Origin of the sequence: Pseudomonas sp. B10 (assembly GCF_900156235.1) — a bacterium.
Lineage (GTDB): Bacteria > Pseudomonadota > Gammaproteobacteria > Pseudomonadales > Pseudomonadaceae > Aquipseudomonas > Aquipseudomonas siliginis.
The window spans coordinates 2,373,474-2,393,350 of the sequence record NZ_LT707063.1 but is presented as its reverse complement, the minus strand read 5'-3'; the positions used below and the strand labels follow the sequence as shown (position 1 = coordinate 2,393,350).

Below are 19,877 nucleotides of genomic sequence, written 5' to 3'. Positions count from 1 at the left end.
CCGGTTCCGACAAATTCAACAAGCGAGGAGGATCGCCATGGGCGTGACCAATCGGTTGGCCTGTTACTCCGACCCCGCCGACCACTATTCCCACCGAGTGCGCATCGTGCTTGCAGAGAAGGGTGTCAGCGCCGAAATCATTTACGTGGAAGCGGGCCGCCAGCCGCCTAAACTGATTGAGGTGAACCCTTACGGCAGTCTGCCGACGCTGGTCGATCGTGACCTGGCGTTGTGGGAGTCGACCGTGGTGATGGAGTATCTGGATGAGCGTTACCCGCACCCGCCGCTGATGCCGGTTTATCCGGTGGCGCGGGCCAACAGCCGTCTGCTGATCCACAGGATTCAGCGTGACTGGTGCGGGTTGGTGGATCTGATTCTGGATCCCAAGAGCAAAGAGGCTGCACGGGTCGTGGCGCGCAAGGAACTGCGCGAAAGCCTGACCGGCGTTTCGCCGCTGTTCGCCGACAAACCGTTCTTCCTCAGTGAGGAACAAAGTCTGGTGGATTGCTGCCTATTACCCATACTCTGGCGTTTGCCGATTCTGGGTATTGAACTGCCGCGGCCGGCCAAGCCGCTGCTTGATTATATGGAGCGTCAGTTTGCGCGTGAGGCTTTCCAGGCAAGTCTGTCTGGTGTCGAACGCGATATGCGCTAAGGCTTAAGGAGCCGCTATGAACTCCAGTCGACCTTATCTGGTCCGCGCGCTCTACGAGTGGATTGTGGATAACGATTGCACCCCGCACATGCTGGTCAACTCCGAGTACCCGGCGGTGCAGGTGCCACAGGGTTTTGCCAGTGACGGCCAGATCGTCCTGAACATCTCGCCGAGTGCCGTGCGTCATTTGCACATGGACAACGACGTGGTGACGTTCGAAGGCCGCTTCGGCGGTGTTCCGCACAGTCTCTACGTGCCGATCAGCGCGATCCTGGGCATTTATGCGCGGGAGAACGGCCAGGGCATGGTGTTTGACCTCGAGTTGCCAATGGACGACGAGGAAGACATCGATCCGGATGACGACTCGCCGCCACCGGGCAGCGAGCCGCCACGTCCGAGTGGCCGGCCAAGCTTGAAGGTTGTGAAATAAAAAAAGGCGATCCGGATGGATCGCCTTTTTTGTGCCTGACGTTTACGGTCAGTCGATGTATTCGAACAGCTTCACGATCTTCTGCACACCGGACACACCCTGAACCAGATTGGTTGCCTGAGTGGCTTCCTGTTTGGTCAGCAGGCCCAGCAGGTAGACGATGCCATTCTCGGTCACAACCTTGATGCGCGAGCCAGGAATGCTGGCGTCGGTGAGCATCTGGGTCTTGATCTTGGTGGTCAGCCACGCGTCGTTCTGGCGCGCGAGCAGGGAGGACGGTTGCAGCACTTGCAGTTCGTTATGCACCTTCTTCACGCGCTGGACATTGGCGGCGGCTTGCTCAGCCTTGGCCTTGAGGTCTTCGCGTGGTGTCTGGCCGGCGAGCAATACCACGCCGTTGAAGCTGGTGATGACGATGTGCGAATCGTTGTCCAGGGCCGGGTCGGCCTTGGCGATGTTCACGCCTGCTTTGGTTTCGATCAGCGAGTCGTCGATCTTGCTGCCGAAGGTGCGCGTGCCACGGTCGTCTTCGATCGGCGCTTCACGGCTGGCATTTACCACCGAGGTGCAGCCGCTGATGCCGAGGCACAGGGTCAAGGCCAGAAGGCCAAGGCGATTAGGGGTCATTCTTCACTCCCGAACAGTTGGCTGTCGATCAGATCGCAAAGGCAATGGATCGCCAGCAAGTGGACTTCCTGAATACGTGCAGTGACGTTGGCCGGTACGCGAATCTCGACGTCCTCGGGCAACAGCAGCGACGCCATGCCGCCGCCATCGCGTCCGGTCAAAGCTACGACAATCATTTCGCGATCATGTGCGGCCTGGATCGCTTGAATAATGTTCGCCGAGTTGCCACTGGTCGAAATCGCCAGCAACACATCGCCCGGCTGGCCGAGCGCACGGATCTGCTTGGAGAACACTTCGTTGTAGCTGTAATCGTTGGCGATCGAGGTGATCGTCGAAGTGTCGGTAGTCAGCGCAATCGCCGGCAGGCTCGGACGCTCGCGCTCGAAGCGGTTGAGCAGTTCCGAGGAGAAATGCTGGGCGTCGCCGGCCGAGCCACCGTTGCCGCACGAGAGCATTTTGCCTTCGTTGAGCAGAGCGTTGACCATGATCTGGCTGGCTTGCTCGATGTGCGGTGCAAGTACGTCCATCGCCTGTTGCTTGGTGTCGATACTGGCCTGAAATAGCTGGCGAATTCGGGATTGCATGTCCATCTGTGTGACCTTAAGTGGCGCGGCTGTTCGGCACGTGAATGTGCAGCCGGCAAAGCAAAGAGCAAAATGTGTCGGACGAAAACGGGGCTGGGCGCAGGCAATCAACTGTCGAAAGCATTCTGCAACCAGTTCAGCTGATTCGGGTGGCTGTCGATTGCCACCACATCGAAGCGGCAGGGGGAATTGGCCCAACGCGACTCGCGCTGAAGAAAATACTGTGCTGCAAAGATCAGTTTCTGCTGCTTGCGCTCGTCGATACTGGCGAGCGCGCCACCCCATTGAGTGTTTTTTCTGTAGCGAACTTCAACGAATACTACTGTATCGCCATCAAGCATGACCAGATCAAGCTCGCCGCGTTTGCATAACCAGTTCTGCGCCAGCAGGCGCAGCCCTTGTTGTTGCAGATGTTCGAGCGCCTGGTGCTCGGCATCCTTGCCGCTTTGCGAGCGTGACCTGTCGGGCATCAGCGCGGGGTGTCCGGCAGACGCTGCACCTGACCGCTGACGAACTGTGCCCACGGCAACTGGCGCACAACGCGCTGGGTCTGGGTCATGCCGAGGCTGCCCGACTGACCTTCGATGCGGCTGTCCGGCAGGGCCTTGAGTTGGCCCAGGCGCGGTGCCAGGCGATAGGCGTCGGCGCCCATGGCGTACAGGCGGCCGAGGCTGCCATTGGCTTGCGGCCACTGCGCAGCCACTTGCTGGCGCAGCGGATCGCTGGTTTCCAGCAGCCATGGGGTTTCGCAGAAGCGAATGCCGTTCATGTCGTTGTACTGATTGACGTCGCCGCTGGCGCTGTAGACGTGGGAGGTCGCGTAGACCGGCACGTCACCGGCGTACTGGAAATTCAGGGTCGGCTTGATCTGCTGGGCCTGTTGCGGCGTGGCGGCCAAGAAGATGAATTCGATGTCCTGGCGACGCGAAGGCTGGGCGGCGACATTGGTGCCGGCAACATTCTGCAGGCTCTTGGCGCGGGCTTCGCTCTGACGCAGCTGGAACATGTCGGCGATCTGCTGGGCCAGTTGCACCGGCTGATCGACACGTTCGGTGGCAACGATGCTGCCGCCATTGGCTTGCCAGTCCTGGCTGAAGGCGCGCAGGACGCGATCGCCCCATTCGCCTTTCGGCACCATGATCGCGGCGCGATGCAGGCCGTCGGCGCGGGCGCGACGGGAGACTTCGCGAGCTTCATCTTCAGCAGCGAGGCCGAACTGGAACAGTTGCGCCGGGCCTTGTTCGCCTTCGCTGTAGTTCAGCGCCAGGGTGGTGATCGGCAGTTGCGGGCGAGTGCTCAGTTGCTTGACCAGTGGTTTTTCCAGTGGGCCGACCACCAGTTGCACGCCGTCAGCCTGAGCCTTGCGATAGAACTCGTCCATCGAAGTCAGCTTCGAGCTGTCGTAGAACTCGATGGCAGGTGGGTTCTGGCCGGCCTGTTGCGCCTGAAAATGCGCGGCCATGAAGCCTTCACGCAGCGCTTTGCCGACCGATGCCAACTGGCCGTCCTGTGGCAGCAGCAGGGCGATTTTGCTCAGTGGCTGGCTGGCCAGTTCCTTGAGTTTGGTCAATGGCAGCGGCAGGTTGACAGCCGCCGGGTGCTTTGGATTCTGCGCACGCCAGTTGTCGATCGCGGCTTGTTGCTGTTCCAGCGTGCCTGCGGTTTTCACCGCTTGCGCCAGAGCCATCCAACCGCCGAGATCGTCGGTGTTGTTCGGTTGCAATTGATCGGTTGGCAGCGAAGCGATCAGGGTCCAGATCGCTTCGTGGTTCTTGCTCGCCGCTTCGCCTTCCAGCATCGGTGCGATGAACACACGCTCACGGGCAGCGGCCAGCGTCTGGCCATCGGCTTCAAGGGCGCGGGCGTGAACAGTGCCAGTGCGCACTTGCTGCTCTTCCGGCATTTCCCCGAGCTTCTGGAAGCTCGGATGGCTCAGGGCGGTCAGCGCAGCTTTTGGCTGATTGCGCGTCATGGCCAGTTCGGCGGACAGCGTATTGGCGAAAATCTGCTGGCCTGGCTTGAGTTGCTCCACCGGCACTTGTTGCAGGATTTGCGCGGACTGGCCGGCATTGCCTTGGCGGTAGGCCTGGTCCGCCGCGCTCAGGCGCAGCAGGGCGGCTTGTTCCGGGGTTTTAGCCTGGGCGGCCTGTTCGAGCAGTTGCTCGATGCTGGCGTCCGGAGTCCGTGGAAGTTCGCCAAGGCTGGAGGAAGGGGAGCTGGCACACGCGGCCAACAAGGCAGCGAGGCAGAGGGCAGTGAACAGCCGCAGGCAAGCGATCATGTAAGTGTTCCTGATACTCGATCAAATTAGCGTGGAATTGTACCCAAGCACTGGCCGGGGCGCGATGTTACTGGCGTGAATCGGTCAATTTAGCTGGAGTAAATGTTGCGCAAGCGCACAACCGGACGAAAAACCTCACTCGGCCGGAGCGCATTGCAAGCCTCATGACGCGCTACAATGGCCGCTTTTACCGATCACGAGGTGTGCGCTTTGACTGCTCCAGGTCCTTTGAATTCCGCTGCTGGCTCGCTTTATGTGGTGGCGACGCCCATCGGCAACCTGGACGACATCAGCGCCCGGGCCTTGAAAATCCTCCGTGAAGTGGCATTGATTGCAGCGGAAGACACGCGGCATTCGGCGCGCCTGATGCAGCACTTCGGCATCGGCACGCCCTTGGCCGCATGTCACGAACACAACGAACGGGATGAGGGTAGCCGCTTTATTACCCGGTTGTTGGCGGGCGACAACGTCGCGCTGATCTCCGATGCCGGTACGCCGCTGATTTCCGATCCGGGTTATCACCTGGTGCGTCAGGCCCGTGCGGCCGGCATCAACGTAGTGCCCGTGCCGGGTGCCTGTGCGTTGATCGCAGCGCTGTCGGCGGCGGGCTTGCCGTCCGACCGTTTTATCTTCGAAGGCTTTCTGCCGGCCAAGTCGGTCGGACGCAAGGCGCGTCTGGAAGCGGTTAAAGAAGAGCCGCGCACATTGATTTTCTATGAAGCGCCGCATCGCATTCTCGAATGCCTGCAGGATATGGAAGCGGTGTTTGGCGGCGAGCGTCAGGCTCTGCTGGCGCGGGAAATCACCAAGACCTTCGAAACCCTCAAAGGCCTGCCGCTCAGCGAACTGCGTGCGTTCGTCGAGTCCGACAGCAATCAGCAGCGCGGCGAGTGCGTGGTTCTGGTGGCCGGCTGGACGGCGCCGGAGTCGGAGGACGCGGTCAGCAGCGAAGCCATGCGCATCCTCGATTTGCTTCTGGAGGAAATGCCGCTCAAGCGCGCCGCCGCACTGGCAGCGCAAATCACTGGCGAGCGCAAAAACGTGTTGTATCAGGTGGCGCTGGATAAACAGAAAGGCGTGTAAGCCGTCGCCCATGGCGTTCCTGAGGGTTTTAGCGCTTGTTCTTCCGGCGCTCTGCCGTTAACCTTCGCGGCGGAGAGTCGATCGGACAGTCGCTGCCCTCTATGAAAATTAGGGGGGGGAGGAAAGTCCGGGCTCCATAGGGCGAAGTGCCAGGTAATGCCTGGGAGGCGTGAGCCTACGGAAAGTGCCACAGAAAATAACCGCCTAAGCGCGCAAGCGCCGGTAAGGGTGAAAAGGTGCGGTAAGAGCGCACCGCACGTCTGGCAACAGTTCGTGGCTAGGTAAACCCCACTTGGAGCAAGACCAAATAGGGTCCCAAGGCGTGGCCCGCGCTGGGACCGGGTAGGTTGCTAAAGATGTCCAGTGATGGCCATCGTAGACGAATGACTGTTCAAGACAGAACCCGGCTTACAGATCGACTCTCCACCTTTTTCTTTCCCTGCTTGAAACAAAGAAGACGCGGCTGTGTAATATCAGCCGGCCTGGTCTGAAATTCCGGCAGCGGCAAACGCGGTAATAGCCTTTTCCCACCCTGCTTCAATCAACAGCCGAAGCGCCTTTGTAATACCGAAAAAATCTTACTCTTAACAAACTACTTTAACTTTCGAGCGCAGCTTTCAGTGCTGCATCAAGTTATTGGTCGAAACTTCACGTCAGATTCTCGTTAAGCCTCCTTTTACGTCGCTAAATCTCCGTTCTGTAAGGCTTTTCCTTTAATCCGCGCCTTGACGGTGTGGTGGGCGCATTCCTATAGTGTGCGCAAGTGGCGGAAAGTGGCATGAAGTGGGTTTTTTGAGCTCAAAACGATAAAAATTGGAGAAACGCAGAAGTGTTTCGCGGAGCTAACGCTATCAGTCTCGATGCAAAGGGCCGTCTCGCCATGCCGAGCCGGTACCGTGACGAGCTCGATTCGCGCAGTTCCGGTCAATTGATCGTGACCATTGATGCCGTTGATCCATGCCTGTGTGTCTATCCGCTCGATGAGTGGGAAATTATTGAAACCAAGTTGCGCGCACTCCCTTCGCTTCGCGAAGAGAACCGTCGCCTGCAACGTTTATTGATTGGTAATGCCGTCGACCTCGAACTCGATGGCAGTGGTCGTTTCCTGGTTCCGCCGCGTTTGCGCGAATACGCCAAGCTCGATAAGCGCGCGATGCTGGTCGGCCAACTGAACAAGTTCCAATTGTGGGACGAGGATGCATGGAATGCGGTATCTGCCGCTGACCTTGCTGCTATTCAACAACCGGGCGCGATGCCTGATGAACTGCGTGATTTGATCCTGTGACTATTGATAGCGGCTTTAACCACATCACCGTACTGCTTGACGAAGCCGTCGAGGCTCTCGCCGTACGTCCTGATGGCTGCTATCTGGATGGCACGTTCGGGCGCGGCGGGCACAGTCGGTTGATCCTCAGCCAGCTCGGGCCGGACGGTCGACTCATCGGATTCGACAAGGATCCTCAAGCGATTGCCACCGGGCAAACGCTAGCGGCCGAAGACGGCCGCTTTGTCGTTGTGCAGCGCAGCTTTGCCGAGCTCGGTTCGGTGGTTGCCGAGCAAGGCCTGACCGGCAAGGTCAGCGGCATTCTGCTCGACCTCGGCGTGTCGTCGCCGCAGCTCGATGACGCCGAGCGCGGCTTCAGTTTCCTCAATGACGGGCCGCTGGACATGCGCATGGACCCGTCCCGTGGCATCAGCGCTGCCGAATTCGTCAACACCGCGCCGGTGGAAGAAATCGCCCGGGTGTTCAAGGAATATGGCGAAGAACGTTTCTCCGGGCGTATGGCCCGTGCCGTTGCCGAGCGTCGTGACATCAAGCCGTTCGAGCGCACCGCCGATCTGGCCGAAGTGCTGAAAGTCGCCAACCCGGCGTGGGAAAAGGGCAAGAACCCGGCTACCCGCGCGTTCCAGGGTTTGCGCATTCACGTCAATAACGAACTCGGCGACCTGGAAGCCGGCCTCGACGCCGCGCTGGAAGCGCTGGAAGTTGGCGGCCGCCTGGTGGTGATCAGCTTCCACTCGCTGGAAGACCGCATCGTCAAACTGTTCATGCGCAAGCTGGTGAAAGGCGAGGCCGACAACCTGCCGCGCAACCTGCCGGTTCGCCACGTCGCCTTCGAACCGAAAATCAAAATCCACGGCAAAGCGCAGACGGCCTCCGACGCCGAACTCAAAGCCAACCCACGTTCCCGTAGCGCCGTCATGCGTGTCGCGGAGAAGTTGCGGTGAGCAAGCTTTTCGCCAAACCACTGCCCGGCGGCAGCTTTCTGATGCTGCTGCTGTTTATCGGCGTGCTGTTTTCGGCCATTGCCGTGTCGTACAGCGCGCACTGGAACCGGCAGTTGCTCAACACCCTTTATAACGAACTCAGCGTGCGCGACAAGGCGCAGGCCGAGTGGGGTCGCTTGATTCTCGAGCAGAGCACCTGGACCGCGCACAGCCGCATCGAAGTGCTGGCCACCGAACAACTGAAGATGCACATCCCTGGCGCGGCCGACGTGAAGATGGTGGCGCCATGATGAAACTCGAAGGCGCAATGTTCCCATGGCGCTTCCGCCTGATGGTGGCGCTGCTCGGTCTGATGGTCGCAGCGATCTGCTGGCGGATCATCGACCTGCAAGTGGTCGACCGTGACTTCCTCAAAGGGCAGGGCGATGCGCGCAGCCTGCGGCACATTCCGATTCCGGCGCACCGTGGCCTGATCACCGACCGTAACGGCGAACCTCTGGCGGTCAGTACGCCGGTGACCACGCTGTGGGCCAACGCCAAGGAAATGCAGTCGGCCAAAGAGAAGTGGCCGGCACTCGCCGCCGCGTTGGGCCAGAACCCGAAAGCGCTGAGCGAACGCCTCGAAGCCCAGGCCAACAAAGAATTCATTTATCTGGTGCGCGGGCTGACCCCCGAGCAGGGCCAGGCTGTGCTCGATCTGAAAGTGCCGGGCGTCTATGGCATCGAAGAATTCCGTCGTTTCTATCCGGCCGGTGAAGTCACCGCGCACATGGTCGGCTTTACCGACATCGACGATCACGGCCGTGAAGGTGTCGAGCTGGCCTATGACGAATGGCTGGCCGGGGTGCCGGGCAAACGACAAGTCATCAAGGATCGCCGTGGCCGGTTGATCAAGGATGTTCAAGTCACCAAGAACGCCAAGGCCGGCAAGCCCTTGGCGTTGTCGATTGACCTGCGTCTGCAATACCTGGCCAACCGCGAGCTGCGCAACGCGATCATCGAGAACGGCGCTAAGGCCGGCAGTCTGGTGATCATGGACGTGAAGACCGGCGAGATCCTGGCCATGGTCAACCAGCCGACCTACAACCCGAACAACCGTCGCAACCTGCAACCGGCGATGATGCGCAACCGCGCCATGATCGACGTGTTCGAGCCGGGTTCGACCATGAAAGCGATTTCCATGAGCGCGGCGATCGAAACCGGCCGCTGGAAACCGAGTGACACCGTCGAGGTGTATCCGGGCTCGTTGCAGATCGGCAAATACACCATCAAAGACGTGTCGAAGACCGAAGGGCCGGTGCTCGATCTGACCGGCATCCTGATCAATTCCAGTAACGTCGGCATGAGTAAAGTCGCCTTCGATATCGGCGGCGAAACGATTTTCCGTCTCGCGCAGAAAGTCGGCCTCGGTCAGGACACCGGCCTGGGCTTCCCCGGCGAACGTGTCGGCAATCTGCCCAACTACCGCGAATGGCGCAAGGCTGAAACTGCAACCTTGTCTTACGGCTACGGTATTTCCGTGACTGCGATCCAGTTGGTGCATGCGTTCTCGGCGCTGGCCAACAACGGTCGCCTCGCGCCGCTGACCCTGATCAAAACCGACAAGATGCCGCAGACCACCCAAGTGCTGCCGGAAGCCGTTGCGAAAACCATGCAGGGCATGTTGCAGCAGGTAATCGAAGCGCCGCGCGGCGTGTTCCGTGCGCAGGTGCCGGCTTATCACGTCGGCGGCAAGTCGGGTACCGCGCGCAAGACCTCGGTCGGCACCAAGGGCTACGCGGAAAACTCCTACCGTTCGCTGTTCGCCGGCTTCGGTCCGATGAGCGATCCGCGTTACGCGATTGTTGTGGTGATCGATGAACCGACCAAGGCCGGTTACTTCGGTGGTCTGGTGTCGGCGCCGGTGTTCAGCCGTGTGATGTCCGGCACCCTGCGCCTGATGAACGTGACCCCGGACAACCTGCCGACCACCCAACAGGCCAACGCCACCCCTGTCGTTCCGCTGAAAGCCAATGGAGGGCGCGGCTGATGTCATTAAGTCTGAACAAGATATTTCCCCACGCCGGCCACGATCTGTTGATCCGTGAACTGGCGCTGGACAGCCGCAACGTGCGCGCCGGCGATCTGTTTCTCGCCGTGCCCGGTGGCCGCTTCGATGGCCGTGCGCACATCGCCGATGCCTTGCAACGCGGCGCGGCTGCCGTGGCTTATGAAGTCGAAGGCGCCACCGTGCTGCCGATCACTGACGTGCCGCTGATTCCGGTCAAAGGTCTGGCGGCGCAGCTGTCGGACATCGCCGGGCGTTTTTACGGTGAGCCGAGTCATCACCTGAACCTGATTGGCGTCACCGGCACCAATGGCAAGACCAGCGTGACCCAACTGGTCGCGCAGGCGCTGGATCTGCTCGGCCAGCATTGCGGCATCGTCGGTACGCTGGGTTCCGGTTTCTACGGCGCGCTGGAAAGCGGCCTGCACACCACGCCGAATCCGATTGCCGTGCAAGCGACGCTGGGCGACCTGAAAAAGGCCGGCGCCAAAGCCGTGGCCATGGAAGTGTCGTCCCACGGTCTGGATCAGGGCCGGGTCACCGCGCTGGCGTTCGATGTGGCGGTGATGACCAACCTGTCCCGCGATCATCTGGATTATCACGGCACCATGCAGGCGTACGCCGAGGCCAAGGCCCGGCTGTTCGCCTGGAATGACCTGAAGTGCCGCGTGGTCAACCTCGACGACGATTTCGGCCGGCAACTGGCGGCGGAAAAACGCGAGTCGCGTTTGATCACCTACAGCCTGCTGGATAGCAGCGCCTACCTGTTTTGCCGCGAAGCGCAGTTCGACGATCATGGCGTGCGCGCCACGCTGGTCACGCCGCAGGGCGAGCATCACCTGCGCAGTACGCTGCTTGGTCGTTTCAACCTGAGTAACGTGCTGGCCGCAGTCGGCGCCTTGCTCGGTCTGGATTACGCCCTCGACGAAATTCTCAAAGTGCTGCCGAAGCTCGAAGGCCCGGCCGGTCGCATGCAGCGTCTGGGTGGTGGTACGCAACCGCTGGTGGTGGTCGATTACGCCCACACCCCGGATGCACTGGAAAAAGTTCTCACCGCGCTGCGCCCGCACGTCAAAGGCCAACTCCTGTGCCTGTTCGGTTGCGGTGGCGATCGTGATCGCGGCAAACGCCCGTTGATGGCCGAAGTGGTCGAGCGTCTGGCTGACCAAGTGCTGGTCACCGACGACAACCCGCGCACCGAAGATCCGGCAGTGATCTTCGACGACATCCGTGCCGGTTTCACCGCTGTGGATAAAGTCACTTTCGTCGCTGGTCGCGGCCAGGCCATTGCGCAATTGATTGCCGGCGCGACCGCTGACGACGTGATTGTTCTCGCCGGCAAAGGTCACGAGGACTATCAGGAAATCAGCGGCGTGCGCCATGCGTTTTCCGATCTGGTCGAGGCTGATCATGCCCTGACCGCGTGGGAGGTGGCCCATGCTTAAGGCCCTGACACTCAGTGAACTGACCAACGCCCTCGAAGCCCGTTTGATCGGCGCTGACGCGAGTTTCGACGGCGTCAGTATCGACAGTCGTGCGATCCAGCCCGGCCAGTTATTCATCGCCCTGACCGGCCCGCGTTTCGACGGTCATGATTATCTGAACGACGTTGCCGGCAAAGGCGCCGTAGCGGCACTGGTCGAGCGCGAAGTCGCCGACAGCGCGTTGCCGCAATTGCTGGTCAAGGACACCCGTCAGGCGCTGGGCCAACTCGGCGCCTTGAACCGTGCTGCGTTCACCCAGCCAGTGGCGGCGGTGACCGGTTCCAGTGGCAAGACCACGGTCAAGGAAATGCTCGCGAGCATCCTGCGCACGCGCGGTCCGGTGCTGGCGACCCGTGGCAATCTGAACAACGACCTCGGCGTCCCGCTGACCCTGATCGAACTGGCGCCGGAACACACCTCGGCTGTCATCGAACTGGGCGCTTCACGTCTGGGCGAGATCGCTTACACCGTCGGCCTGACCAAGCCGCACGTAGCGATCCTGAACAACGCCGGCACCGCTCACGTTGGTGAGTTCGGCGGTCCGGAAAAAATCGTCGAAGCCAAAGGCGAAATCATCGAAGGTCTGGCCGCCGATGGCATCGCCGTGCTCAACCTCGATGACAAGGCTTTCGGCATCTGGAAGACCCGCGCGGCTGGCCGCCAAGTGCTGACTTTCGCCCTGAGCAACAGCGAGGCGAATTTCCACGCCAGCGATCTGGCCACCGATGCCCGCGGTTGCCCGGCGTTCAATCTGCACACGCCTGAAGGCAGTGAGCGCGTGCAACTGAATCTGCTCGGTACCCATAACGTCGCCAATGCCCTGGCTGCCGCCGCTGCTGCGCACGCCTTGGGCGTGTCGCTGTTCGGCATCGCCACCGGCCTCGGCGCGGTGCAACCGGTCAAGGGGCGCACCGTCGCGCAACTGGCGAAAAACGGCATGCGCGTGATCGATGATACGTACAACGCAAACCCCACCTCGATGTGCGCGGCCGTTGATATACTCGCCGGCTTTTCCGGCCGCACCGTCCTGGTGCTCGGGGATATCGGCGAGTTGGGCGACTGGGCGGAGCAGGGGCACCGCGATGTGGGCGAGTACGCCCGAGGCAAGGTTTCCGCGCTTTACGCGGTCGGGCCGAACATGGTCCACGCGGTAAACGCTTTCGGTGAGCAGGCGCAGCACTTCGGCACACAGGCCGAGCTGATCCAGGCCCTCGCCGCCGAGCAGGACACAAACACCACCATTTTGATCAAGGGTTCGCGCAGTGCAGCGATGGAAAACATCGTTGCGGCTCTGTGCGGGTCCAGTCTGGAGAAACATTAATGCTGCTGCTGCTAGCGGAGTATCTGCAACAGTTCTACAAAGGCTTCGCGGTCTTCCAGTACCTGACCCTGCGCGGGATTCTCGGTGTGCTGACCGCGCTGGTCTTGTCGCTGTGCTATGGCCCGTGGATGATCCGTACTCTGCAGAACCGTCAGATCGGCCAATCGGTACGTAACGACGGCCCGCAATCGCACCTGTCCAAATCCGGCACGCCGACCATGGGTGGCGCGCTGATTCTGTCGTCGATCGGCGTCAGCACCTTGCTCTGGGCTGACCTGAGCAACCGCTACGTTTGGGTGGTGCTGCTGGTGACCCTGCTGTTCGGCGCCATCGGCTGGGTCGACGATTACCGCAAAGTCATCGAGAAGAACTCCCGTGGCCTGCCGAGCCGCTGGAAATATTTCTGGCAGTCGGTGTTCGGCCTCGGCGCTGCGATCTTCCTTTATATGACTGCCGCGACGCCGGTGGAAACGACCTTGATTCTGCCGATGCTCAAGGACTACAGCATTCCGTTGGGCGCCGGGTTCATCGTGCTGACCTACTTCGTGATTGTCGGTTCGAGCAACGCGGTCAACCTGACTGACGGCCTCGACGGCCTGGCGATCATGCCGACGGTGATGGTCGGCGGTGGCCTGGGGATTTTCTGCTACCTGTCGGGCAACGTGAAATTCGCCGAGTACCTGCTGATCCCTTACGTGCCGGGCGCAGGCGAATTGATCGTGTTCTGCGGCGCGCTGATCGGTGCCGGTCTCGGTTTCCTCTGGTTCAACACCTATCCGGCGCAGGTGTTCATGGGCGACGTCGGTGCCCTGGCACTCGGCGCGGCACTGGGCACCATTGCGGTGATCGTCCGTCAGGAAATCGTCCTGTTCATCATGGGCGGCGTGTTCGTGATGGAAACCCTGTCAGTGGTCATTCAGGTTGCCTCCTTTAAGCTGACCGGTCGCCGCGTGTTCCGCATGGCGCCGATTCACCACCACTTTGAACTCAAGGGCTGGCCCGAGCCGCGCGTGATCGTCCGTTTCTGGATCATCACCGTGATTCTTGTCCTGGTCGGCCTTGCCACCCTGAAGCTGAGGTAGAACGAGTGTCTCTGATCGCTTCTGACCACTTCCGCATCGTTGTCGGCCTCGGCAAGAGCGGCATGTCCCTGGTTCGCTTCCTGGCGAACCGGGGCACGTCGTTTGCTGTGGCCGACACGCGGGAAAATCCACCGGAACTGGCCACGCTCAAGCGTGACTATCCGCACGTGGAAGTGCGTTGTGGCGAGCTGGACGTCGAATTCCTCTGCCGTGCCGACGAGCTCTACGTGAGCCCCGGCCTGGCGCTGGCGACCCCGGCCCTGCAAGCCGCCGCTGCCCGTGGCGTGAAAATGTCCGGCGACATCGAGTTGTTCGCGCGTAACGCGCGGGCGCCGATCGTCGCGATCACCGGCTCCAACGCGAAAAGCACCGTGACCACGCTGGTCGGCGAGATGGCAGCTGCGGCCGGCAAGCGCGTCGCTGTCGGCGGCAACCTCGGCACTCCGGCGCTGGACCTGCTCAGCGATGACGTCGAGCTGTACGTCATGGAGTTGTCGAGTTTCCAGCTGGAAACCACCGACCAGCTCAACGCCGAAGTCGCCACCGTACTGAACATCAGCGAAGACCACATGGATCGCTACAGCGGTCTGCCGGCGTATCACCTGGCCAAGCACCGGATCTTCCGGGGCGCGAAGCAGTTTGTGGTCAACCGTCAGGACGCCCTGAGCCGTCCATTGATCGGCGAAGGCCAGCCATGCTGGACCTTTGGCCTGAGCAAACCGGATTTCAAGGCGTTCGGCATTCGCGAAGAAGACGGCGAGAAGTACCTGGCCTTCGAATTCCAGAACCTGATGCCGGTGCGTGAACTGAAGATTCGCGGTGCGCACAACCAGTCCAACGCTCTCGCCGCATTGGCACTGGGTCACGCGGTGGGCCTGCCGTTCGACGCCATGCTCTCTGCATTGCGTACGTTTGCCGGCCTCGAGCATCGTTGCCAGTGGGTGCGCGATCTCGACGGCGTGGCCTATTACAACGATTCCAAAGCCACCAACGTTGGCGCCGCTCTGGCCGCCATCGAAGGTTTGGGCGCAGACATCGATGGCAAGGTCATTCTGATCGCTGGCGGTGACGGCAAAGGCGCCGAATTCAACGATCTGCGTGATCCGGTGGCGGCCAACTGCCGCGCTGTGGTGCTGATGGGCCGCGACTCCGACAAGATCGGCGAGGCCATTGGCGATGCCGTGCCGCTGATTCGCGCGACCTCGCTGGTCGACGCCGTCGCGCAATGCCGCGCCGCTGCCCAGCCGGGCGATGTGGTGCTGCTGTCGCCGGCCTGCGCCAGTTTCGACATGTTCAAGAATTACGAAGACCGTGGTCACCAGTTCGTCCGCGCTGTGGAGGAACTGGCATGAACCTGAGAAACATCATCAAGCCGTACCCGTCGCCGCTGATCACCGGGCGTGGCATCGACCTCGACTTCCCGATGCTCGCCGGTTGCCTGGCGTTGCTCGGTCTCGGCCTGATCATGATCGCCTCGGCGTCCACCGAAGTGGCGGCGGCGCAGTCGGGCAGCCCGCTGTATTACATGATTCGCCACCTTATCTACGTGGTGCTGGGTCTGGGTGCGTGCATCGTCACCATGATGATCCCGATCGCCACCTGGCAGCGCCTCGGCTGGATGATGCTGATCGGTGCGTTCGGCTTGCTGGTCATGGTGATCATCCCCGGCATCGGCCGCGAAGTGAACGGTTCGATGCGCTGGATCGGTTTCAGCTTTTTCAACGTGCAGCCGTCGGAAATCGCCAAGGTGTTCGTGGTGATCTACCTCGCCGGTTATCTGGTGCGCCGGCAGAAAGAAGTGCGCGAGAGCTGGATGGGCTTCTTCAAGCCATTCATCGTCCTGCTGCCGATGGCGGGTCTGTTGCTGATGGAACCGGACTTCGGTGCCACCGTAGTCATGATGGGCGCGGCGGCGGCGATGCTGTTCCTTGGCGGGGTCGGGCTGTTCCGCTTCTCGCTGATGGTGGTGCTGGCGGTTGGCGCGGTGGTTTTGCTGATCCAGATGCAGCCGTATCGAATGGCGCGTCTGACCAACTTCGCCGACCCGTGGGCCGACCAGTTCGGCGCCGGTTATCAGTTGTCGCAGGCCTTGATCGCGTTCGGTCGCGGCGAGTGGCTGGGCGTCGGCCTGGGCAACAGCGTGCAGAAACAGTTTTATCTGCCGGAAGCGCACACCGACTTCGTATTCTCGGTACTTGCCGAAGAACTGGGCGCCGTGGGTTCGTTGTGCACCGTCGCGCTGTTCGTGTTCGTGTGTATTCGCGGCATGTACATCGGCTTGTGGGCGGAGAAGGCCAAGCAGTTCTTTGCCGCTTACGTGGCTTACGGCTTGTCGTTCCTGTGGATTGGTCAGTTCCTGATCAACATCGGTGTGAACGTCGGCCTGCTGCCAACCAAGGGTCTGACCTTGCCGTTCCTCAGTTACGGCGGCAGCTCGCTGGTGATCTGCTGCGCCTGTCTGGGCCTGTTGCTGCGCATCGAGTGGGAGAGTCGAACCCACCTGGGCAGCGAAGAGATGGAATTCCAGGAGAGCGACTTCGCCGAGGAGCCGACTCATGGGCGCTAACGTATTGATCATGGCCGGCGGTACCGGCGGCCACGTGTTCCCGGCGCTGGCCTGTGCCCGCGAGTTTCAGGCGCGCGGCTACACCGTGCACTGGCTCGGCACGCCACGCGGGATCGAAAACGAACTGGTCCCGGCGGCAGGGCTTGAACTGCACCGGATCAACGCCAGCGGTTTGCGCGGCAAGGGCAAGCTGTCGCTGCTCAAGGCGCCGCTGATGCTGCTGAAATCGGTGTGGCAGGCGCGGGCGATCATGCGCCGTCTGAAACCGGTGTGCGTGGTTGGCTTCGGCGGTTACGTGACCGGCCCCGGCGGTCTTGCCGCAAAACTGGCCGGCGTGCCGGTGATCGTTCACGAGCAGAACGCTGTCGCCGGCACCGCCAATCGGTTGCTGGTGCCGTTCGCCGCCCGAGTGTGTGAAGCGTTCCCCGACACCTTTACTCTGTCGGACAGCCGCCGTACCACCGGTAATCCGGTGCGCAGCGAGCTGTTCCTCGACACATCGCGGCCGGCACTGGCCGGGCGCAAAGCGCGTTTGCTGATCCTTGGCGGCAGCCTGGGCGCAGAACCGTTGAACAAATTGCTGCCTGAAGCCCTGGCCCAAGTCGCTGCCGACCTGCGCCCGGAAGTGTTTCATCAGGCCGGCAAAAATCACGATGAAGTGACTGCCGAGCGTTACCGCGCCGTGGGTGTGGAAGCGCAGGTGCAGCCGTTCATCAAAGACATGGCCCAGGCCTATGGCTGGGCTGACCTGGTGGTGTGCCGCGCTGGCGCGTTGACCATCAGTGAGCTGGCGGCCGCCGGTCTGCCCTCGATGCTGGTGCCTTTGCCCCACGCGATCGACGATCACCAGACCCGCAACGCCGATTATTTGGCCCGCGAAGGCGCTGCCTTCCTGATGCCGCAAAGAACGACTGGTGCCGCGGATCTTGCCGCGCGCCTGACAGAGGTCTTGATGCAACCGCAACGACTCGAAGCAATGGCCCAAGCGGCCCGCCGACTGGCCAAACCCGATGCCACCCGTAGCGTGGTCGATACCTGTCTGGAGGTGGCCCATGGTTGAGAATCAGAAAGCCATGCCACAACCGGAAATGCGCCGCATCCGTCGCATCCACTTCGTCGGCATCGGCGGCGTGGGCATGTGCGGTATCGCTGAAGTGTTGTTGAACCTGGGCTATCAAGTCTCCGGTTCCGACCTGAAAGCCTCGCCGGTCACCGAGCGCCTGGAATCCTTTGGCGCGCAGATCTTCATCGGTCACCGTGCTGAGAACTCCGCTACCGCCGACGTGCTGGTGGTGTCGAGCGCAGTGAACACGTCCAACCCGGAAGTGGCGACTGCCCTTGAACGCCGCATTCCAGTGGTGCCGCGCGCAGAAATGCTCGCCGAGCTGATGCGCTATCGCCACGGCATCGCCGTCGCCGGTACCCATGGCAAAACCACCACCACCAGCCTGATCGCTTCGGTGTTCGCGGCCGGTGGTCTGGACCCGACATTCGTGATCGGTGGTCGCCTGAATGCTGCGGGCACCAATGCCCAGCTCGGCACCAGCCGTTACCTGATCGCCGAAGCCGACGAAAGCGATGCGAGCTTCCTGCATCTGCAGCCGCTGGTGGCCGTGGTCACCAACATCGACGCCGACCACATGGCGACCTACGACGGTGACTTCAACAAACTGAAGAAAACCTTCGTCGAGTTCCTGCACAACCTGCCGTTCTACGGTTTGGCGGTGATGTGCCTGGACGATCCGGTGGTGCGTGAAATCCTGCCGCTGGTGAAACGTCCGACCGTGACCTACGGCTTCAGCGAAGACGCCGATGTGCGCGCGATCAATGTGCGCCAGCAGGGCATGCAGACCTTCTTCACCGTGCTGCGCCCGGATCGCGAGCCGCTGGACGTGTCGGTGAACATGCCCGGCAACCACAACGTGCTCAACTCGCTGGCGACCATCTGCATCGCCACCGATGAAGGCGTCAGCGATGAAGCCATCGTTCAGGGCCTGTCGGGCTTCCAGGGTGTTGGCCGACGCTTCCAGGTCTACGGCGAACTGCCGGTGGACGGCGGCAACGTGATGCTGGTCGACGACTACGGTCACCACCCGACCGAAGTCGCTGCGGTGATCAAAGCCGTGCGCGGTGGCTGGCCGGAGCGTCGTCTGGTGATGGTCTACCAGCCGCATCGCTACAGCCGCACCCGTGATCTGTACGACGACTTCGTCAATGTACTGGCCGACGCCAACGTGCTGCTGCTGATGGAAGTCTATCCGGCCGGCGAAGAGCCGATCCCGGGCGCCGACAGCCGCAAGCTGTGCAACAGCATCCGTCAGCGCGGTCAGCTCGACCCGATCTACATCGAGCGTGGCGTTGACCTGGCGCCGTTGGTCAAGCCGCTGCTGCGCGCGGGCGACATTCTGCTGTGCCAGGGCGCTGGTGATATCGGCGGTCTCGCGCCGAAGCTGTTGAAAAGTGAATTGTTCGCCGGCGCCGTGGCGGCGCCGGTCGAGGGGAAGTTGAAATGACTGCTGCCTACGCCAAGCTGTTCTCCACCATCGCGCCGAAAGACTTCGGCCGCGTCGCCGTGCTCTTCGGCGGGCTGAGTGCCGAGCGTGAGGTTTCGCTGAAATCCGGCAACGCCGTGCTCGAGGCGCTGCAAAGTGCTGGCGTCGACGCGTTCGGCATCGATGTCGGTGAAGACTTCCTGCAGCGTCTGCTCAGCGAAAAGATCGACCGCGCGTTCATCATTCTCCACGGCCGCGGCGGTGAAGACGGCAGCATGCAGGGCCTGCTCGAGTGCGCGGGCATCCCGTACACCGGCAGCGGCATCCTCGCCTCGGCACTGGCGATGGACAAGCTGCGCACCAAGCAGGTCTGGCACAGCCTTGGGATTCCGACGCCGCGTCACGCCGTGCTGTGCAGCGAAGCCGATTGTATTTCGGCGGCGACGGAACTGGGCTTGCCTTTGATCGTCAAACCGGCGCATGAAGGTTCAAGTATCGGGATGGCCAAAGTGAATTCTGCGTCCGAGTTGATCGACGCATGGAAAGCGGCCAGTACCTACGATTCGCAAGTGTTGGTCGAGCAATGGATTCAAGGTCCGGAGTTCACCATCGCCACCCTGCGTGACCAGGTGTTGCCTCCTATCGCCCTGGGTACACCGCACACGTTCTACGACTACGACGCCAAGTACATCGCCAACGATACCCAGTACCGCATTCCATGCGGGCTCGACGCGGCCAAGGAACAGGAACTCATGGAACTCACGGCCAAGGCCTGTGAGGCGCTGGGTATCGCCGGTTGGGGCCGGGCGGACGTGATGCAGGACGCCGAGGGGCAGTTCTGGTTCCTCGAAGTTAATACCGCACCGGGCATGACCGATCACAGCTTGGTGCCGATGGCGGCGCGGGCTGCCGGTCTGGATTTCCAGCAACTGGTTCTGGCCATTCTGGCCGCCAGCGTTGAAGACGCAGGCGCAACAGAGGCGCGAGGTTAAGACC

Annotated in this window: 19 protein-coding genes and 1 other RNA gene; 16 read left to right on the top strand and 4 right to left on the bottom strand. The window is 61.5% G+C overall.

Annotated elements, in window-relative coordinates; all coding sequences use genetic code 11:
* The first annotated feature begins 37 nt into the window (after positions 1 to 37).
* Positions 38 to 655, top strand: coding sequence for a glutathione S-transferase N-terminal domain-containing protein (locus BXA01_RS10665; protein ID WP_007961620.1), 618 nt, complete (start codon positions 38 to 40; stop codon positions 653 to 655).
* Positions 656 to 671: 16 nt separating this feature from the next.
* A complete protein-coding gene (locus tag BXA01_RS10660; RefSeq protein ID WP_016773263.1) occupies positions 672 to 1,085 on the top strand; it encodes a ClpXP protease specificity-enhancing factor in 414 nt (137 codons plus the stop codon).
* 48 nt (positions 1,086 to 1,133) lie between these two features.
* Here the strand turns inward: BXA01_RS10660 and BXA01_RS10655 are convergent, their stop codons facing one another.
* The 4 genes from BXA01_RS10655 to BXA01_RS10640 form a co-directional block, all read right to left on the bottom strand.
* Positions 1,134 to 1,712, bottom strand: a complete 579-nt coding sequence (locus BXA01_RS10655; RefSeq protein ID WP_024014250.1) for a BON domain-containing protein — start codon at positions 1,710 to 1,712, stop codon at positions 1,134 to 1,136.
* The gene (locus tag BXA01_RS10650; protein ID WP_008082788.1) at positions 1,709 to 2,302 is read right to left on the bottom strand and encodes a phosphoheptose isomerase; all 594 of its coding nucleotides are present in this window, start codon (positions 2,300 to 2,302) and stop codon (positions 1,709 to 1,711) included. The genes BXA01_RS10655 and BXA01_RS10650 overlap by 4 nt, the downstream gene beginning before the upstream one ends.
* A gap of 101 nt (positions 2,303 to 2,403) precedes the next feature.
* Positions 2,404 to 2,766, bottom strand: a complete 363-nt coding sequence (locus tag BXA01_RS10645; protein ID WP_076564075.1) for a YraN family protein — start codon at positions 2,764 to 2,766, stop codon at positions 2,404 to 2,406.
* Positions 2,766 to 4,577, bottom strand: a complete 1,812-nt coding sequence (locus BXA01_RS10640) for a penicillin-binding protein activator (protein ID WP_076564074.1) — start codon at positions 4,575 to 4,577, stop codon at positions 2,766 to 2,768. The genes BXA01_RS10645 and BXA01_RS10640 overlap by 1 nt, the downstream gene beginning before the upstream one ends.
* Before the next feature lie 177 nt (positions 4,578 to 4,754).
* On the opposite strand from BXA01_RS10640, the gene rsmI reads away from it, so the two are divergent.
* The 14 genes from rsmI to BXA01_RS10570 all read left to right on the top strand — a co-directional run bounded on the left by rsmI (position 4,755) and on the right by BXA01_RS10570 (position 19,873).
* Complete coding sequence (rsmI, locus tag BXA01_RS10635) at positions 4,755 to 5,660, top strand: 16S rRNA (cytidine(1402)-2'-O)-methyltransferase (RefSeq protein ID WP_016773267.1); 906 nt, start codon at positions 4,755 to 4,757, stop codon at positions 5,658 to 5,660.
* A 73-nt stretch (positions 5,661 to 5,733) separates the two neighbouring features.
* An RNA gene (rnpB, locus tag BXA01_RS10630) (RNase P RNA component class A) lies at positions 5,734 to 6,087 on the top strand.
* Positions 6,088 to 6,489: 402 nt separating this feature from the next.
* The gene (gene mraZ / locus BXA01_RS10625; RefSeq protein ID WP_007917012.1) at positions 6,490 to 6,945 is read left to right on the top strand and encodes a division/cell wall cluster transcriptional repressor MraZ; all 456 of its coding nucleotides are present in this window, start codon (positions 6,490 to 6,492) and stop codon (positions 6,943 to 6,945) included.
* Positions 6,942 to 7,889 carry a 16S rRNA (cytosine(1402)-N(4))-methyltransferase RsmH gene (gene rsmH / locus BXA01_RS10620; protein ID WP_024014247.1) on the top strand — a complete coding sequence of 316 codons (948 nt, stop codon included), beginning with the start codon at positions 6,942 to 6,944 and terminating at the stop codon, positions 7,887 to 7,889. Before mraZ ends, rsmH begins: the two co-directional genes overlap by 4 nt.
* Positions 7,886 to 8,179 (top strand): cell division protein FtsL, encoded by a 294-nt coding sequence (gene ftsL, locus BXA01_RS10615; RefSeq protein ID WP_016773269.1) that lies wholly within the window; start codon positions 7,886 to 7,888, stop codon positions 8,177 to 8,179. Before rsmH ends, ftsL begins: the two co-directional genes overlap by 4 nt.
* Entirely contained in the window at positions 8,179 to 9,918 is a 1,740-nt protein-coding gene (locus tag BXA01_RS10610) for a peptidoglycan D,D-transpeptidase FtsI family protein (RefSeq protein ID WP_172834036.1), read from the top strand. The genes ftsL and BXA01_RS10610 overlap by 1 nt, the downstream gene beginning before the upstream one ends.
* On the top strand, positions 9,918 to 11,381 hold the full coding sequence (locus BXA01_RS10605) for a UDP-N-acetylmuramoyl-L-alanyl-D-glutamate--2,6-diaminopimelate ligase (RefSeq protein ID WP_076564072.1): 1,464 nt from the start codon (positions 9,918 to 9,920) through the stop codon (positions 11,379 to 11,381). The genes BXA01_RS10610 and BXA01_RS10605 overlap by 1 nt, the downstream gene beginning before the upstream one ends.
* On the top strand, positions 11,374 to 12,741 hold the full coding sequence (locus BXA01_RS10600; RefSeq protein ID WP_024014246.1) for a UDP-N-acetylmuramoyl-tripeptide--D-alanyl-D-alanine ligase: 1,368 nt from the start codon (positions 11,374 to 11,376) through the stop codon (positions 12,739 to 12,741). The genes BXA01_RS10605 and BXA01_RS10600 overlap by 8 nt, the downstream gene beginning before the upstream one ends.
* Entirely contained in the window at positions 12,741 to 13,823 is a 1,083-nt protein-coding gene (gene mraY, locus BXA01_RS10595; RefSeq protein WP_016773275.1) for a phospho-N-acetylmuramoyl-pentapeptide-transferase, read from the top strand. Before BXA01_RS10600 ends, mraY begins: the two co-directional genes overlap by 1 nt.
* 5 nt (positions 13,824 to 13,828) lie before the next feature.
* On the top strand, positions 13,829 to 15,175 hold the full coding sequence (gene murD / locus BXA01_RS10590; protein ID WP_076564071.1) for a UDP-N-acetylmuramoyl-L-alanine--D-glutamate ligase: 1,347 nt from the start codon (positions 13,829 to 13,831) through the stop codon (positions 15,173 to 15,175).
* Complete coding sequence (gene ftsW / locus BXA01_RS10585; RefSeq protein ID WP_016773276.1) at positions 15,172 to 16,389, top strand: putative lipid II flippase FtsW; 1,218 nt, start codon at positions 15,172 to 15,174, stop codon at positions 16,387 to 16,389. Before murD ends, ftsW begins: the two co-directional genes overlap by 4 nt.
* Positions 16,379 to 17,449, top strand: a complete 1,071-nt coding sequence (murG, locus tag BXA01_RS10580; protein WP_016773277.1) for an undecaprenyldiphospho-muramoylpentapeptide beta-N-acetylglucosaminyltransferase — start codon at positions 16,379 to 16,381, stop codon at positions 17,447 to 17,449. The genes ftsW and murG overlap by 11 nt, the downstream gene beginning before the upstream one ends.
* Positions 17,442 to 18,902: a UDP-N-acetylmuramate--L-alanine ligase gene (gene murC / locus BXA01_RS10575; RefSeq protein WP_076564070.1), complete on the top strand. Its 1,461-nt coding sequence runs from the start codon at positions 17,442 to 17,444 to the stop codon at positions 18,900 to 18,902. The genes murG and murC overlap by 8 nt, the downstream gene beginning before the upstream one ends.
* Entirely contained in the window at positions 18,899 to 19,873 is a 975-nt protein-coding gene (locus BXA01_RS10570) for a D-alanine--D-alanine ligase (RefSeq protein WP_076564069.1), read from the top strand. The genes murC and BXA01_RS10570 overlap by 4 nt, the downstream gene beginning before the upstream one ends.
* Positions 19,874 to 19,877: the final 4 nt, after the last annotated feature.